Origin of the sequence: Acinetobacter sp. AOR41_HL, from assembly GCF_027854645.1 — a bacterium.
Taxonomy (GTDB): Bacteria; Pseudomonadota; Gammaproteobacteria; order Pseudomonadales; family Moraxellaceae; genus Acinetobacter; species Acinetobacter nosocomialis.
Map to the genome: position 1 here is coordinate 38,099 of NZ_JAKTHZ010000011.1, position 17,434 is coordinate 55,532.

16 protein-coding genes are annotated in these 17,434 nt (G+C 40.2%); 4 read left to right on the forward strand and 12 right to left on the reverse strand.

All coding sequences use genetic code 11. The annotated features are described in order from the left end of the window. Positions 1–102: 102 nt before the first annotated feature. The gene (locus MKL35_RS03070; RefSeq protein WP_002049736.1) at positions 103–975 is read right to left on the reverse strand and encodes an acyl-CoA thioesterase; all 873 of its coding nucleotides are present in this window, start codon (positions 973–975) and stop codon (positions 103–105) included. Positions 976–1,250: 275 nt separating this feature from the next. On the opposite strand from MKL35_RS03070, the gene plsB reads away from it, so the two are divergent. Next, positions 1,251–3,824, forward strand: coding sequence for a glycerol-3-phosphate 1-O-acyltransferase PlsB (gene plsB, locus MKL35_RS03075; protein WP_032011504.1), 2,574 nt, complete (start codon positions 1,251–1,253; stop codon positions 3,822–3,824). Between the two features lie 42 nt (positions 3,825–3,866). Here the strand turns inward: plsB and adeT2 are convergent, their stop codons facing one another. Both adeT2 and MKL35_RS03085 read right to left on the reverse strand, forming a co-directional pair. Further along, positions 3,867–4,853 carry a putative multidrug efflux protein AdeT2 gene (gene adeT2, locus MKL35_RS03080; RefSeq protein ID WP_032011503.1) on the reverse strand — a complete coding sequence of 329 codons (987 nt, stop codon included), beginning with the start codon at positions 4,851–4,853 and terminating at the stop codon, positions 3,867–3,869. Between the two features lie 78 nt (positions 4,854–4,931). Then, entirely contained in the window at positions 4,932–5,747 is an 816-nt protein-coding gene (locus MKL35_RS03085; protein WP_032011502.1) for an NAD(P)H-binding protein, read from the reverse strand. Positions 5,748–5,767: 20 nt separating this feature from the next. Between MKL35_RS03085 and recG the strand changes: the two genes are divergently transcribed. Further along, positions 5,768–7,813 (forward strand): ATP-dependent DNA helicase RecG, encoded by a 2,046-nt coding sequence (gene recG, locus MKL35_RS03090; protein ID WP_032011501.1) that lies wholly within the window; start codon positions 5,768–5,770, stop codon positions 7,811–7,813. Continuing rightward, complete coding sequence (locus MKL35_RS03095) at positions 7,806–8,441, forward strand: ComF family protein (RefSeq protein ID WP_032011499.1); 636 nt, start codon at positions 7,806–7,808, stop codon at positions 8,439–8,441. Before recG ends, MKL35_RS03095 begins: the two co-directional genes overlap by 8 nt. Before the next feature lie 2 nt (positions 8,442–8,443). On the opposite strand, the gene MKL35_RS03100 is transcribed toward MKL35_RS03095, so the two are convergent. Both MKL35_RS03100 and MKL35_RS03105 read right to left on the reverse strand, forming a co-directional pair. Continuing rightward, the gene (locus tag MKL35_RS03100) at positions 8,444–8,845 is read right to left on the reverse strand and encodes an NUDIX hydrolase (protein WP_032011498.1); all 402 of its coding nucleotides are present in this window, start codon (positions 8,843–8,845) and stop codon (positions 8,444–8,446) included. Between the two features lie 14 nt (positions 8,846–8,859). Then, a complete protein-coding gene (locus tag MKL35_RS03105; protein WP_001084310.1) occupies positions 8,860–9,441 on the reverse strand; it encodes a TIGR00730 family Rossman fold protein in 582 nt (193 codons plus the stop codon). A gap of 157 nt (positions 9,442–9,598) precedes the next feature. Between MKL35_RS03105 and MKL35_RS03110 the strand changes: the two genes are divergently transcribed. Beyond that, positions 9,599–10,612 carry a CorA family divalent cation transporter gene (locus tag MKL35_RS03110; RefSeq protein WP_032011497.1) on the forward strand — a complete coding sequence of 338 codons (1,014 nt, stop codon included), beginning with the start codon at positions 9,599–9,601 and terminating at the stop codon, positions 10,610–10,612. Between the two features lie 74 nt (positions 10,613–10,686). On the opposite strand, the gene MKL35_RS03115 is transcribed toward MKL35_RS03110, so the two are convergent. From MKL35_RS03115 to MKL35_RS03145, 7 genes are all read right to left on the reverse strand, one after another. Continuing rightward, positions 10,687–10,974 (reverse strand): STAS domain-containing protein, encoded by a 288-nt coding sequence (locus MKL35_RS03115; protein ID WP_000250997.1) that lies wholly within the window; start codon positions 10,972–10,974, stop codon positions 10,687–10,689. Positions 10,975–10,985: 11 nt separating this feature from the next. Beyond that, the gene (locus MKL35_RS03120) at positions 10,986–11,627 is read right to left on the reverse strand and encodes an MlaC/ttg2D family ABC transporter substrate-binding protein (RefSeq protein WP_002049753.1); all 642 of its coding nucleotides are present in this window, start codon (positions 11,625–11,627) and stop codon (positions 10,986–10,988) included. Positions 11,628–11,653: 26 nt separating this feature from the next. Beyond that, a complete protein-coding gene (gene mlaD / locus MKL35_RS03125; protein WP_002049738.1) occupies positions 11,654–12,337 on the reverse strand; it encodes an outer membrane lipid asymmetry maintenance protein MlaD in 684 nt (227 codons plus the stop codon). Further along, the gene (gene mlaE, locus MKL35_RS03130; RefSeq protein WP_031955924.1) at positions 12,337–13,113 is read right to left on the reverse strand and encodes a lipid asymmetry maintenance ABC transporter permease subunit MlaE; all 777 of its coding nucleotides are present in this window, start codon (positions 13,111–13,113) and stop codon (positions 12,337–12,339) included. The genes mlaD and mlaE overlap by 1 nt, the downstream gene beginning before the upstream one ends. Next, positions 13,110–13,928: an ABC transporter ATP-binding protein gene (locus tag MKL35_RS03135; protein ID WP_004711782.1), complete on the reverse strand. Its 819-nt coding sequence runs from the start codon at positions 13,926–13,928 to the stop codon at positions 13,110–13,112. The genes mlaE and MKL35_RS03135 overlap by 4 nt, the downstream gene beginning before the upstream one ends. Before the next feature lie 403 nt (positions 13,929–14,331). Continuing rightward, positions 14,332–16,185, reverse strand: coding sequence for a DEAD/DEAH box helicase (locus MKL35_RS03140; RefSeq protein WP_016804170.1), 1,854 nt, complete (start codon positions 16,183–16,185; stop codon positions 14,332–14,334). 410 nt (positions 16,186–16,595) lie between these two features. Beyond that, positions 16,596–17,426, reverse strand: a complete 831-nt coding sequence (locus MKL35_RS03145; RefSeq protein WP_002052337.1) for an inositol monophosphatase family protein — start codon at positions 17,424–17,426, stop codon at positions 16,596–16,598. Positions 17,427–17,434: the final 8 nt, after the last annotated feature.

The window sequence follows — 17,434 nt, forward strand, 5'->3', positions numbered from 1 at the left end:
TGCAAATATGACATGAGCTTGCTTTTCATTCGAGCAATTTTTTGTCACATCCTTTCAATTAAAATAAAAAAGCCATCTTATGAGATGGCTTTATAAATAAGTTTATTGCGTTTCAATTTCCCGCAAACGAATTAAACCCTCTTGTACCGTACTACATACAAGTTGGCCATTTTGCCACATACGACCAAAATTCAAACCACGAGAAGCTGCACTAACTGTTGCTTCCATGTCATAGAGCATCCATTCATCAGCGCGAAGTGGGCGATGGAAATAAATGGCATGATCAATACTGGCACACTGCAAACTTGGAGAAATATAGCTTAGACCATGTGGTCTTAAAGCCGTAGTCATCAAAGTAAAGTCCGAATAAAACGCCACAATTGCTTGATGTAAAGCGATATCATCGAGTTGTTTTGGAATACGGTCATGGGTACGGATATAGTGCGCATTATATGGCGCTTCCGGTTGTGGTTGAAATGGATTGACTGGATCAATCGGACGTATTTCAACATGACGTTCACGCATGAAACTTGCACGAACATTTTCCGGTACAAAATTAAGAATACCTTCTTTCAGTTCATTTTCCGACTTTAAGGTCTCAGGAGCTGGATATTCTGGTTCTGAGTGTTGGTAGTTCAAGCCTTCTTCAGGATTGGCGAAAGATACCATTGCAGAGAAAATCACTCGTCCATGTTGGACTGCCCGAACCTGACGACTGACAAAGCTTTTTCCATCACGCAAACGATCTACTTCATAAATGATTGGAGCATTAATATCACCACCATATAAAAAGTAAGCGTGCATAGAATGCGCGGGACGGTCAGTTGTATAAGAAGCTGCACGTAAAGCCTGCCCTAAAACCTGACCTCCAAAAACACGTTTACCGACCAAATTACGGCTAATTCCACGGTAAATATTTTCTTCAAGCTTTTCTAAAGTGAGCAGCTCAACCAGTTCTTGGGTTAACGCATTCATGAGAGATACCTTCATATTGCAGGCAAAATTGGTATTAAAGGACAGATGTGTAGAATCTATTGTGCCATAAAAAACTATTTGTACATGGAACAATCAGTCAACTTCTGACGAACATTGCCCTTAAAGCAGCTAAAAATACGATTTTTAACGATAAAAAATGCCAAAAGCATTATAATTTATAAGAAAGTAGCATATTGTTTTTTTTAATAAATGCCTCAAAATAATTACCCTCTGCATTTGGTGCTGGGATTTGTCTTTAAGAAGTAGGAGTTCTTATGTCCAAGAGTGGGTTTGGTCAAATGTATCGTCGGCTTTCAAGTAAGCTACTTGACCTCGTGGTAACACCACATGTTCTTGGGGAAGTTCCTACTGAACCAGTATCAGAAACATCGGAAACTGAAGCAAAGACTGAGCACCAAAAGGTAGTATGCTACGTCTTGCAAAATCATTCTCGCAGTAATGCGTTAGTGGTGGATGGGGAAACTCGCCGTTTAAATTTAAAACCTGCATTAGATCCGTTAGTCATAGGTTCTCATCAGGAAAAAGCATCAGTTTTATTTTTACAACATAATGATGAAAATAACCTATTAAATCCCCCTCCTCATGCTTTTCCACCTCGTTTAATTAAACTGATTGAAGTTTTACAAGCAAATCCTGAGCTCGATATAGAACTGGTTCCAGTAACCGTTTTATGGGGCCGCTCTCCAGATAAAGAAGACTCTTGGTTTAAGTTGTTATTCTCAGATACATGGGCAACACCAAGTACCGTTAAACAGCTTGTGAATATTGGTTTACATGGTCGTCAATCTTATTTAGAGTTCCATGAACCACAGTCTTTGCGTGACCTCGTTGAATATGCTCAACAGCATTATCCGAACCTTTCACCAGCGACTTATATTGTGAGTACTTTAAATGACTACCTTGACCGCCAACGTGAAGTTGTTTTAGGCCCTGACTTATCAGATCGCCGCAATGTCATGCAGTCGGTATTAAAGTCTCGTGATGTTCAAGAAGCTATTCGACGCGAAAGTATTCGTGGCAAAATCAGCATGCTTGAAGCAGAGCGCCGTGCGATTGGTTATGTCAACGAAATCGTATCTGACTATTCTCACTCAGCAGTTCGTTTTGCAGATTTAGCATTAACACGCTTATGGACTCAGCTTTATGACGGGGTAGAAGTTCATAACTTCAGCACTGTTCGTGAACTCGCAAAAGACTATGAAATTGTTTACACACCATGTCACCGTAGCCATATTGACTACTTATTACTGTCTTATGTGATCTATAAACGTGGTTTGATGGTTCCGTATATTGCTGCGGGTGACAACTTAAACTTACCTTTCGTTGGTCAGCTTTTACGTGGTGGCGGTGCCTTCTTTATTCGCCGCTCTTTCCGTGGTAATGGCCTTTATACTTCGGTATTTAAAGAATATTTATATAGTATTCTTTCTCGCAACACACCACTTGAATACTTTATTGAAGGTGGACGTTCACGTACAGGTCGTTTATTACCACCGAAAACTGGCATGCTTGCAATGACCGTTCATAGCCATTTACGTGGCCGTGCCAAGCCAATTGTATTTGTACCAACTTATATTGGTTATGAACGTCTTATGGAAGGTTCGACCTATGTAGGCGAAATGCAAGGTAAGCCAAAAGAAGCTGAGTCTATTTTTGGTATTTTAAAAACACTTCGAAAAATTGAACGCATTTTCGGTAAGGTACACGTTAACTTTGGTGAACCTGTTTTTCTAGACGACTTGCTTAAACAGCACAATGCAGAAAATGTCTACATTGAAAAGAATGACGACCCAGTACCACCCGCTGTTTCAGAAGCAGTGAATAGCTCTGCAAATGCAATTTTAGAGAATATTAACCGTGCGGTAGTGATTAACCCGGTTTCTTTACTTTCAATTATTTTACTTGCAACACCAAAGCATACGCTTGATGAAGAAATCTGTATTAAACAGCTTGAAGCTTATCGCAATTTGGCATCAAATTTCCCTTATGATGCACGTACAGAAGTAACGCCTTTATCTGGTAAGGAAATTATTGCTTACGGCTTAAAACTTAAACTCATTAAGCGTGTACAGCATGCTCTTGGTGACATTATTGCGATTGAAGATAACCAAGCCGTTCTCCTCACTTATTTCCGTAATAACATTTTGCATGCTTTCGTTTTACCTTCATTGGTTGCATCTCTTGTTGAGCATAACGGAAAAATCAGTCGTACTGATTTAAGTAATGTCATCTATACACTTTACCCGTTCTTAAAAGCTGAACTATTCCTTAAATGGAAAAGTAGTGAACTTAAAGAACAGATTGAACAATATGCAGATGCATTGGTTCAATCAAAACTTATTGAGCAAGATGATGAAGGTAACTTGATTAGCTCTGCACCAAATACTGAAGAGCACAATCAGCTTGTTGTATTGGCAACACCTGTTAAACAAAGTCTTGAGCGTTATTACATGACGTTAGCTTTAATCACACAGCGTGGTTCAGGCAATATTTCAACAAAACAAGTTGAAGAGCTAAGTCATTTGTTAGGCCAACGTTTGTCTGTACTTTACGAGTTTAATTCTCCAGAGTTCTTTGACAAAGCATTGTTCCAAAGCTTTATCAAAGTCTTAACTCAACAAAATTACATTCGAACGAATGACCAAGGCCAAATCGAGTTTGATGATAATTTCCGTCAAATGGCAGCAGGCGCACAGTTAGTACTTGATGAAGTAACGTTACAGATGTTGCAACACATCACCACCTTTACTGATGAAGAGTTAAAAGAAGCCCTTGAAGCAATGGCTTCTCAACAAGCTAAACGCCGTTTAAAACGTAAGAAATCTTAAATTTTTAGTCAAAATAAAAGGCAACTCAGGTTGCCTTTTATTTTATCGACGCATAGAACATTCAAAGTAACGTGGATCATCGATACAACGTAAGCGTTTCATTAGCTCAACAAAGTATGCATCATAATATCCAGAGCGAACATATTGATTCCGTATTTTGGCCACCATAATGTCATAGCTCTGCTTTTCGTAAAAAGAAACATCTACCCAATAATAGGCAGGTAAATGATTTTCCCACTGCATTGCTCTATTCGTTAGTAATTGACTATTTCGCACAAACCAAGCCCGAATTTTTCGTCCAAAATTGGCAGGATAAGCTTGAGGTTTAATAATTAGATTTACCCCGAAATAAGCCAATGGAAAATTAATCACTTGAGTGTCTGGCCCGAAATCTTTCTGTAAGTTATAAGGTAAAAGACCATAAATCGGTGCAGGCATAATATCGATTTTATTTTGCTGGAACTGGGCAATTGCATTGGATAAATCAACATAGACTGGCTGCGCCCCTACACTTCTCACCAAAGCCTGCTGTGGCGGATTATTAGCCAAGACTCCGACTCGCTGGCCTCTAAGCTGTGCAACTTTTGATATTTTTTTGTTTTTCATGACCATGTAAGCTGTTCCTACTGGAATCATACCGACCACTTCATAGTCTTGATTAATGAGTTTTTTCTCAATTGTAGGGTGATTTAAAAGCTGCAATAAATTTCGAGCGGTTCGGTTATTAGGTATAAGACCAATACCCGAACTACTCCCCATAAAATGATTGTACTGATAAGTATTAAAGTTACTGGCTGCTAGACCCGAACATTTCCCTTCATCAAAAGCTTGTATAGCTTGCTGCTCTTTTTGATAACTGACGACCTTGAACTTGACTTGATATTGCTGAGCATATAATCGAATGTCGTTTAAACGACGCGTTATATCCCCTTGAGTACCCATAGGATCATATGTACACCACACCTGATCTTGAGCCCAACTCGCAACTGACATTACGCTCAAAATAAGAGCTAAACAAAATTTCTTCACTTGCAACCTTTTTTCTTTATCGGCAATTTGATTGCCTCTTCTGGTATTTCTATTGTTATTTAAAGTTTAGTCTAAATTTTAATTTGTACCATGAGCATTTAAATATAATAAATAGTCATTAAAGCAAATTGGGTGTTCAAGCTGAAAACCTGTTTCAAATAAATGTTTCGCATATATTTTTTTACCTGAAACATGAGCTGAATCTAAAGTAAGAAGTGGTAAATCCAACTGACTTTGGAACCACAGTAAAACCTCATGTAAAGGTACAGGGGCATTATTTGCAACAAGATAACTCTTATGCGGTTTTTCAAAATCGGCTAAAAATGCTAAAAATCTTGCTAAATCATCGATATGAATACGATTACTATAGTGAATATTTGGATAGGACTGTGTGTTTTCAGCCATGCGTTTTAATCGGTCAATCGAAGTACCATAAATCCCTGTAGGACGTACAATCACGCACTGAGCTGGAAAGTATTTCTGCCAAAGCAATTCCATATTATGCAGGATATGTCCTTGAGCATCATTCGGGTGAATCTCACTATCATCATTAATAGTTTCACCAGAGTTTTCACCATATACACGTGTAGATGACACAACAATGAGTCTTTTGACCGGATGTGATTTTAACGCTTGACGAATAGGTTCAATACTATCCACGTAAGTATGTTGATAACCTTGAACTGTACTATCGTCTGGAGAAAGTAAAATATACACTACATCTACAGGCGCAATTTCACTTAAATCAAGTGTAAAAATATCCTGTACGAGGTGTTTCCCGTAAGGATCTGTTTTTTCGCTACGGCTGATTGTGGTAATTTGATGTCCTGTCTCAAATAGTTGTTTAGCAACACGCTGAGATGTTTTACCATAACCGATAAATAATATATGCATAGAGAACTCGTTGAGGGGACATGACTTCAGTCCATCAGTTACAAGGCGTTGGATCGGCTTCAGCAGCCCTACTCGAAAAACTAAATATTTTTACCACAGATGATTTACTGTTTCATCTGCCCCGTGATTATGAAGATCGCAGTACCATTATTCCTATGAATCAATTGGTGGTTGGTCGTAGTTATTTACTCGAGGGTGAAGTCAAATCTGTTGATTTCCCTCCAGGTAAACGTAAATCTATGGCCGCATTAATACAAGATGAATTTGGTAAGGTGACTTTACGCTTTTATCATATTTATAAAAATTTAACCGACAAAATAAAACTTGGTAACCGTTTACGTATTTTTGGTGAAGTTCGCGTAGGTGCACGAGGACTTGAGCTTTATCATCCAGAAATTCAGCTCATTAATGAGCATACGCCTCTACCCAAAACGCAGCTCACGGCAATTTACCCAAGTACTGATGGTTTAACGCAACCTAAGTTACGTGAATATGTTAAACAAGCGTTGAAGCATCATAGTGATGCTCTACCTGAGCTGCTTCCTAAACAATATACAAATGGATACGCACTCAAAGAAGCTTTACATTACATTCATGAGCCACCAGTTGATGCCAATATGATCCAATTGGCTCAAGGCTCTCATCCTGCGCAGCAACGTCTTATTTTTGAAGAGCTGGTCGCACATCAAATTAGTCTTCTCACTCGACGTGCTTATATTCGCCAAATTGCTTCACCTGCTTTTCCGAGTAGTAAAGTACTTGCAAAAAAACTGCTAGAAGCTTTACCTTTTCAAATGACCAACGCACAAAAACGTGTATCAAAAGAAATTTTAAACGACTTAAAACAAAATCAACCTATGCTACGTTTGGTACAAGGTGATGTAGGGGCTGGAAAAACTTTAGTTGCAGCGGTTGCAGCATGTCACGCATTGGAAGCAGATTGGCAAGTTGCTTTAATGGCACCTACCGAAATTTTAGCAGAGCAGCATTATTTAAATTTTAAACGCTGGTTTGAACCTTTAGGTATTACGGTAGCTTGGTTGTCGGGTAAACAAAAAGGGAAAGCGCGGGCACACGCTGAGCAACAAATTAAAGAAGGCCATGCTGAACTGATCGTGGGCACCCATGCCTTATTTCAAGATAACGTTGAGTTTGCAAAACTAGGACTCGTGATTATTGATGAACAGCACCGATTCGGGGTCGATCAGCGATTAGCCTTACGCAATAAAGGCGCCGAACAGCTCACCCCACATCAACTGGTTATGACTGCAACGCCAATTCCTAGAACACTGGCAATGAGTGCTTATGGCGATTTAGATACATCGATTATTGATGAATTACCCCCAGGCCGAACTCCAATTCAGACCGTCACGATTCCGCTAGATCGTCGTGAAGAAGTACTGCATCGAATTGCTTCAAACTGCCGAGAAGGCAAACAGGCCTACTGGGTATGTACTCTGGTTGAACAGTCCGAAACTTTAGATGCTCAAGCCGCCGAAGCCACCTATCAAGAAATGAAAGAGCGCTTTCCTGAACTTAATATTGGTTTGGTTCATGGCAAAATGAAAGCCGATGAAAAACAGGCTGTCATGCAAGCATTTAAAAACAATGAACTACAACTGCTAATTGCCACAACTGTTATTGAGGTTGGAGTAGATGTTCCCAATGCGTCAATTATGGTCATTGAGAATGCTGAACGATTAGGGCTTTCACAGCTACACCAATTACGAGGGCGTGTAGGACGAGGTGCAAAAGCCAGTTTTTGTGTTCTTCTCTATAAACCACCACTTTCACAAAATGGGCAAGAAAGGCTTTCAATTTTAAGAGAAAGTAATGATGGCTTTGTTATTGCTGAAAAAGATCTTGAGCTAAGAGGCCCGGGTGAGTTATTAGGAACAAAACAAACAGGTGATATGGGTTTCCGTGTCGCACGTTTAGAGCGAGATGATCATTTATTGAGTCAAGCACACTACGTTGCACAACAAGTTCTAAAAGATTACCCTGAGCAAGCTGATGCCTTATTGAAGCGCTGGCTTCCCGAAGCTCCTCGATACGCATATGTTTAAGTTTTTAAACCCACAGTATCTTTTTCAGTTGCTGTCCCCTTGCCTACTTTGCGAAATAGGAACACGAGAAAAATATTCTCTTTGTAAAGAATGCTGGGAACAGCTACCGTGGCTTAAGCAAACCATTCAGCGCAATGATCAGTCTGTTCTTGTGGCCTGTCACTACGCCTATCCAATTAACCGGATTATTCAGCAGTTTAAATATGAACAAAAATTACATTACCAAACCTTACTCGCTGAAGTTTTACAGCAATTAAAATTTCCTAAGGTACAAGCGGTTGTACCCATGCCTATTTCTAAACAACGTTTAACTGAACGTGGTTTTAATCAATCCTTATTACTCGCCAATCTTTTGAGTAAGCAATTAAAAATACCAGTTTGGCAGCCTGTACAACGCTTAAATGAGCATTCTCAAAAGGGATTATCTCGACTCGAAAGATTTGAAAATATTGAACAGCAATTTGTTGCGCTCACTCAAGAAAAACGGCGTTATCGTCGTGTACTGATTATTGATGATGTAATCACAACAGGAAGTTCAATTCACGCTTTAAGTCAGGCGCTAAAACAGCTAGGGTGTACATCTATTCATGCCAGTTGCCTAGCTGCTGCTTCATCTACATCATATTAAAATTATAGAGTTATAGATAAGTTCTGCTCACACCACGGAATTACAATTTCTTTGGTTAATGGTGCGAGTTTTGTCTCGGAATCATTAAATTTCACCCACTTCATTTCAGCAATTTCAGCTGCAATTTGTGGAGATTGTTTTAATCGAACCAAATATAAATGGCTAATAAGCGTATGATCCGGTTCATTGGCAGCTGCTGTCTCAAAACGCCCTATAAACTGCTCTATTACACACGGGCTGCTTATTTCTTCCAAGATTTCACGCTGTATAGCAGTTTCCGGAGCCTCATTCGGCTCCAGTTTACCGCCTACCTGCATAAAAGCTTGTGTATTACGCTTTCTAACAAGCAATAATTCATTTTGTTCATTTAAGATCACCGCAGCGGCGACCGTAATAGTTTTCACCTATTTAACCTCATTTATGGTTGAACGTCGGCATTTGTCCATTTCGGAGCAGGAGCCTGATATTGCTCAAATTGTTGAAGAATATCTTCAATTTTGTCTGAGGCAATCAATTTATCAACAAACCGTGCTTGGCTAAATCCATTATCTACAGTGCCTTGAATCATTTTAAGCAAATCTTCATAAAAGCCAGCTACATTTAGAAAAGCACACGGCTTTTGATGAATACCTAATTGTGCCCATGTCCATTGTTCAAAGATTTCTTCCAATGTACCTGCCCCACCTGGTAAAGCAATAAAACCGTCCGACAGATCTGCCATTTTGGTTTTACGCTCATGCATATTTTCGACGACATATAATTTTGTCAGTCCAGGATGAGCTAACTCGCGATCAACTAAAGCACGAGGAATTACCCCAATGACCTGCCCGCCGGCTTGCAAAGCACTATCAGCAACAACACCCATTAAACCAGAACGGCCACCGCCATAAACGAGTGTTTTACCTTGTTTAGCAATAGCTTCACCGGTTAATTGAGCAATTTGTTGAAAGATTGGGTTTGAACCAAGAGATGAACCACAGAAAATACAAATTGAATTCATAGTATAAAAACCGTTTTATTGAACTGTCATGCTGACAAACTAGACTATCGACAGAGTTTTTTTTTGCAAAATAGCGTATTGGCAAGTGTTTTTCGGCAAATCCTTGTCTAAAATACACCCATCAATTTCCATCAGACTGCGTAAGGAAAAAAGACACATGCTTGAAGCCTTTTATGCCACAGAACGCGGAAGTCTGGAAGATGCCACCATCAATGGTGGATTTGATCTACATCCCGAATTAGTATGGCTTGATCTTATTGCACCCTCTCAAGAAGAACAACAATGGGTCTTAGATGCTTACAATCAGAACTTACCTACACTAAAGTCGTTAGAAGACATTTCATCTTCTGCTCGATTCTACCGTGATGATGACGGCATTTTGCATATCAGCACCTATTTTTTAACGAAAAATAAAAATTATCAGGTTGATGGAGATGCGGAAGATTCATCCCATATGCTTGCCATGGTGCAAACCGTAGCATTCATTTTACATAAAGATCGCTTATTTACTTTGCGTGGTGAGAAGCTAGTTGCATTTCGTGCATTTCGTGCGCGAGCTCGTCGTAATGACTATGAAATGGATTACAAAGATCCAACTTGGATTTTATTGGGCTTGCTTGAAGCAAAACTGGATGAGCTTGCGGATATCTTAGAAGATATCCACAAGGATCTAGAAAAATACTCTACTGAGGTGCTCAACAACCATCAACGTGAGAAGATTTTAGACCTTGATGACATGATTACCCGCTTGGCTCAACAAGAAGATATGCTTGGAAAAGCTCAACTGTGTTTAATTGATTTACGAAGAGTCTTAACGTTTTTATCTCGTCCACGTGCCTTAGGCAGTCATATCTACGATGCAGATATCCGAGAGCTCAGTGAAGACGTTCGTTCACTTGTAGAACATGATGCTTTCTTATTCCAAAAAGTACGATTCTTGCTTGATACAACGTCTGGGTTCATTAACACTGAGCAAAACGATACGATTCGTCGATTCTCGATTTTACCAAGTATGTTAGCGCCACCAATGCTGATCGCGAGTATCTATGGTATGAACACTGAAGTATTGCCTTTTGCTCATGGTAAAAGTAGTTTTATCGCAGTCTTATTAATCATTATTGGCTTTTTTATTGGCCCTATCATTTATTTCCGCTGGAAAAAGTGGATTTAAAGCCTGTCCATATTCACTAATCCTTTAGATAAAAAAAGCACCTAAATTTAGGTGCTTTTTTTATCTTTGCATAATCAGACCAAATGTAGATCTTCTTGCAAATGGCAAGCTTGAATGATTTTCAGCATCTTCTCTGGAACATTTTTAAAATGTAATCCAGACTTCTGTGGCGTCTGACGTAACCATTGAACTAACACCGCCAATGCTAACGTATTACCATGCTCAAGCTGTTTTAAATCAACAATTAGAGGAAAGCTAGTCTGCTTTTTAATAATTGCCAATCCAGCTTGATATTGTTGTTCAGCATTTTCAAAATCGATTTTGCCTGAAACAACTAACTCTTGGTTAAGATACTGAACCACTCTTCACCTACTTATTTTTGTTTGTTCTGATTAACAGCAGCATCTGCATCAGGTTGGAACGTAGCAATTGCTTTATTTAAATCGCCACCATTACGCTTAACAGTTGCAGCAAACTGGTTGCGGAACTGTAATCCTAAATCAATACCAGAAACATTGATGTTACGGATTTTCCACTGCGAACCTTTGTCAGCCAACTGGAACGACACAGGAATTTTATCGCCATTGTGGTTGAAGTCTAAAGTTACAACAGGGTTTTTGCCTGCTGTCGCTTTATAAGGACGCATGGTGTAAGTCTGGTTTGTATACTTAGCAAATGCACTACCGTAATTCTCAATTAATGTATTACGGAAGTTTGTTTCAAACTGAGCACGCTGTGCAGCCGTACTATACTGATTTGTCGCATAAGTACCCATCACAATACGAGTGAACGCTTGTGAGTCAACATACGGATCTAAATTTTGACGTATGATTGATTTAACTAAAGCAGGGTTGTTTTGCAACTTGGCATGATCTGTTTTTAAACGAGCAATCAAACCATCAGCAACACGCTTAATAAAATCAGGTGGTGCTTCTGAAGGTGCAGCAAAAGCTGTACCAGCAATCATAGTAGACAAAACACTTGCTGTCAGGGTTTGTTTAAACAACTTATTCACCTGGAACCACTCCTTCAAATAATCTCTTACTCAACAAATGACGGCTGTGCGCTGCTGTCAGTACTTGCAGGAGCTTTTTCTTCTGCTGAGGATGATGAACCAGCGGCAACTTTACCTGCGCCACCACCAGTAATAAATTTACTAATTAAATCTTCTAAATCCATCGTTCCTTGGGTATTAGAAATTGTATCGCCACGTTTAAGGTAGTTAAGACCACCACCCGGTACGATTTTTAAATATTTCTCACCCAATAAACCATTGGTTGCAACCATTATATAAGCATCTTCATCAATACTGGTGATGGATGACATGTTACTGATCAGTTGCTGTTCCATTGTTTTTTGTTGCGCTGGAGTCGCTTGCGTATAATCAGAACTATAACGTAATTCGTCTAAAGCATTTTTTTGAACTTCTTTTAACTGTTCAGCATTAAAACTTGTCAGTTTTCCATCAAGGTCAAAAGTTACTGTAGCTAAACGTGTAACCGGATCAAGCGTGATTGAATCAACACGACCAATTGTTACACCGCTCATCGTTACTTTAGCACGTGGTTTAAGTCCGTTAACATTATCAAACTGAGCTTTCATGGTGTAACCTTCGCTCAAGTTTGTACCCACCAAACCACTTACTTTCATCGCTAAAAAGAATAAAGCAATACCGAAGATAATGACAAAGATACCTACGGCCAGCTCACTAGTACGTGATTTCATTAAATCCCTCCGAACATGACCGCAGTCAACACGAAATCAAAACCTAAAACACATAATGAAGAATATACAACCGTCCGGGTCATTGCCGTTGCAATGCCTTCAGGTGTTGGATCACATGCATACCCTTGGAAAACAGCAATCCATGTACAAAGTAAAGCAAATACAATGCTCTTAATGATGCCATTTACAACGTCATGGCCAAATTGAACATTATTTTGCATACCACTCCAGAAGGAGCCTTCATCAACGCCAAGAAAGTCAACACCAACCAATTTACCGCCAACGATACCAATCGCAGCAAAGATAACAGTTAACATTGGCAAACTGACCATGCCAGCCCAAAGACGTGGTGATACGATTTGCTTTAAAGGATCAACACCAATCATTTCCATACTGGCAAGCTGTTCACTTTGTTTCATTGAACCAATTTCAGCAGTTAATGCAGAACCTGCTCGTCCAGCAAATAGTAAAGCAGCAACAACTGGTGCAAGCTCACGCAGTAAAGTTAAAGACACCATAGTGCCTAGCATTGATTCACTACCAACATTGACCAATATTGAGTAGCCTTGCAATCCGAGTACCAGACCAATAAATAAACCTGATACCGTGATAATAAGTAAAGACATTACCCCTACACGATGCATTTGATAGACGAAACGTCCAAAACCGCCTGCTGAAGGTAATGAAAAAATAATTTGTAAGAGCATCAGTGCCGCAACACCAATCCCTCGAATCCGCTCAATAACGAGTCTACCTAACCAGGCAATCGTATTCATGGACGAACCTCGTTATCTAAATAAGCTTGGTGGCTAAACTGGTACTCAACCGGACCTTCTGCAGAACCGGTTAAGAACTGTTTTACAAATGGAGAAGCATATTTTTGCAATTCTTCTGGTGTTCCTTCCCCTTGGATTTTTCCTTCTGCCACAACATAAATGTAATCGGCAATAGATAGGGTTTCAGGAACATCATGCGAAACAATAATGGTGGTTAAATCCAAAGCTTCTCGCAATGAGCGTATGAGACGTGTTAAAACACCTTTTACAATCGGGTCCTGCCCTGCAAAAGGTTCGTCATACATAATTAAATCTGGATCAAGCGCAATTGCACGAGCTAAAGCAACTCGTCGATTCATACCACCCGATAGCTCAGTAGGCATAAGCTGTTCTGTTCCACGCAGGCCAACAGACTCAAGCTTTAAAGCGACCAGTTCAGCAATCAGATTTTCAGAAAGCTTAGTATGCGCACGAATTGGAAAAGCGACATTTTCATACACCGACATATCGGTAAATAAAGCACCACTTTGGAATAGCATTCCCATACGTGCACGCGCTGCAAACAATTCCTGACGTGACATTTGAGCAATATCTTTACCATCAAGCAAAACTTCACCATGATCGGGAACAAGCTGCCCACCAATCAGACGTAATAAAGTCGTTTTACCTGTACCAGATGGTCCCATGATGGCCGTAATCTGGCCTCGACGTATATTTAAACTAATATTGTCATAAATGACGCGTTCCCCTCGATTAAAACTCAAATTTTTCACTTCAATGAGTGACTGAGTCGAGAGAGGAGTTTTATTATTCATAATGGCAATCATTCCTGCACTTTTATGCCCGCATACTATAACACTGAATTTTGAGAATCTTGTTGTAATTTTGACAAAAGCGAAACAAGCTCATTCATCAATATGAGCTAGATTTTGAAAAGATTTTTACTGATTGAGAACTTGAAACTGATCTACGAAATGGCCAGTTAATAAAGCATAGGCAAAATAGATTCCATTACACAAAGCGAGTGCAATAAAAAGGTATGGCAAACCATGTTGAAGTAATAATTTACTCAACCATGCCAAAGGAGTCTCTTTTCGCTTACTTTTACGCATTATTACAATAAATGTTGAACTATTTCACATTTTGTTATTTTATAACAAAACTGAAAAATAAAAAAGGCCAGTATGTTAACTGGCCTTTTTTTAAATCTTTTTAAGATTAACGGTCGAATTTACGACGACGTTCACCACGAGATTCTTGATTAAAATGTTCTTCACGAACTGCGCGACGTGGACGGTCTTCACCACCAAAACTACGTTTTGGACGATCACCGAAACCACCTTCACGACGTGGACGATCTTCGCCACCAAAACTACGTTGTGGACGGTCACCAAAACCGTTTTCACGACGAGGTTTATAATCTACGCGATTACCACGGTTGTCATCATTTGAATCAAAACGAGGCTTATCGTTAAAACCACCTTCACGACGAGGGCGATCAGAGTTGAACTCACGACGTGGACGATCTTCACCACCAAAGCTACGTTTTGGACGATCTTCAAAACCACCTTCACGACGTGGACGGTCAGAGTTGAACTCACGACGCGGACGATCTTCACCACCGAAGCTACGTTTTGGACGATCTTCAAAACCACCTTCACGACGTGGACGGTCAGAGTTGAACTCGCGACGCGGACGATCTTCACCACCGAATGGGCGATCACCACGTGGTTTATCATCAAAGCTACGACGCGGACGGTCATCACGACCACCTTCACGGCGTTTGAAGTTACTTTCGCCTTCAAAACGACGACCACCGCCGAAACCGCCACCACGACGACCATCACGACCACCGTTGCCGCCACGACCGCGACCACCGCCATCACGACCTGAACGAGCAGGAGGTGGAGATGGCTCTAAACCTTCAATTTCAGAAACACTTAAACGTGCTTCTAAATATTCTTCAAGTGCACGAATCTTACCGCGCTCACGATAAGTCGCTAAAGTAATTGCCTGACCTGTACGACCCGCACGGCCTGTACGACCAATACGGTGTACGTAGTCTTCATGCTTCATCGGTAAGCCGAAGTTAATTACGTGTGAAATTGTTGGAACGTCAAGACCACGAGCAGCAACGTCAGTTGCAACTAAGATTTTTGCACGACCTTCACGGATACTACGTAAACGACGGTTACGAACTGTTTGTGGCATTGCACCGTGAAGTGCAACAACTGAATGACCTGCTTCAGCAAGCTCTTCAGCCAACATATCAGTGTCTTCTTGAGTGCTTGCAAAAACTACAGCTTGATCTAAGTTTTCATCACTTAACCAATGTGTAAGTAATTTTTTCTTATGCTCAAAACCATCAGTCCAATGCAATGTTTGAGTAATATCTGTATTGGTTGAATGACCTGTTTCAATTGCAATACGCATTGGATCTTTCATCATGCATGCTGCAAGACGAATAATACGATCAGCAAATGTTGCAGAGAACATTAATGTTTGTTTACGGTTAGCCGCTAATTCGCTGATTGCCTCTAAGTCTTCAGAGAAACCTAGATCAAGCATACGGTCCGCTTCATCAACGATTAAAGCATCTACTTGGTCTAATTTAATTTGACGACGGTTTACCAAGTCAAGTAAACGACCTGGAGTTGCAACAACAACTTGCGCGCCTTTTAACTGTTGAATTTGTTTAGCAAACGGCATACCACCCATAATGGCAGCAATACGAACACCTTTCATATGACGTACAAATGCGATTGCATCTTGGCTTACTTGTTGTGCTAATTCACGAGTAGGAGAAATTACCAAAATATTTGGTTGAGTTACAGCTTTCATGCGTTCTTTGAACGGAACGAAAGTTTCTTGACCTGCCAAGTTATTTAATGTCGGCAACAAGAATGCAGCAGTTTTACCAGAACCAGTCTGGCTAGAAACTAAAAGGTCTTTACCTTCTAAAGCTGCAGGAATAGATTGTTCTTGCACAGGAGTCGGGGTAGTAAAACCTAAACCTTCAAGCGCTTGTTGTAAGGTTTCATGCAAAGAAAATTCGGCAAAAGTTTTGCTCATAGAGAGTTTCACCCTAATGGGTGCTCCATTTTTAATAAGTACAAAATAGACATCGGCACAAAGCGGCAAAGCAAAATTAGCTGAACCTTATTATTCAGCGGCAATCCGAGTAACGACGATGTGGATTAAACGCACGCTTGATTACGGCCGAACCTGAAGAATCGCTGAGCGATCGGGGCGCAAGAAATGGTCCTCTCTATGGACAGCGTGCGCTTACAATGAATAGAACAGAATGTTCAGGTAATGAACGGAAATTTAAGTGCGTGGGCGGATTATAGCAGAAAGAATTTAAAAGTCATGTGTTTTAATCAACTTTATCGTTATTTCTATTATTATTTCTATTTTACCGATCATTAAAAAATTAAAACCCTCTATAAAAAGAGGGTTTTAACTCACAAAGCGTTTCTCAATTATTTTGCAGCTTTATCCCAAGCAGGAACTACTGTTTGCATTAATGGTTTTAGCATTTTAAGTGAACAAGCAAGCACTTGACCATTTTCAAGTGAATCATTTCCACCACGAGCATCAACCACTACACCGCCTGCTTCTTTAATAATAAGTTCACCAGCAGCGATATCCCATGGTTTTAAACCAAGTTCAAAGAAACCATCGAAACGACCAGCAGCAACATAAGCTAAATCTAGAGCAGCTGAACCACCACGACGGATTTGAGCACCCGCTTGAGTAACAGCTAATAATGAAGCAAAGTGCTGCTCTGCATAAGATACGATTTCACCAGCACGTTTAGCACGATAAGGATGGCCTACTGCCAAGAACGTATTTTCTAAGCTATCTTTTACATTTACACGAATACGGCGTTGGTTCATCACCGCACCACGACCGCGACTTGCAGAGAACAATTCGTCACGTACAGGGTCATAAATTACGCCGTGCTGAGTAACGCCTTTGTGTTGAACTGCAATAGAAATACAGAAATGAGGGAAACCATTAATGAAGTTTTGCGTGCCATCAAGTGGGTCAATTACCCAGCACCAGTCTGCATCGTGGCCTTTGCCTTCTTGCAAACCGAACTCTTCACCTAAGAAGCTATGGTTTTTATAACTTTTACGTAATGTATCAATCGTTAATTGTTCTAAATAACGATCTACACGTGTTACAGGACCATCAATGCCTTTTTCTTCAACTTGCAAATCGAGTTTATGACGATTTTGATGCGCTTTTAAAAGCTCTTGACCAACTGTTTGAGCCGCACGCGCAGCCATCACCACCATAGGTTCCATTGAACACC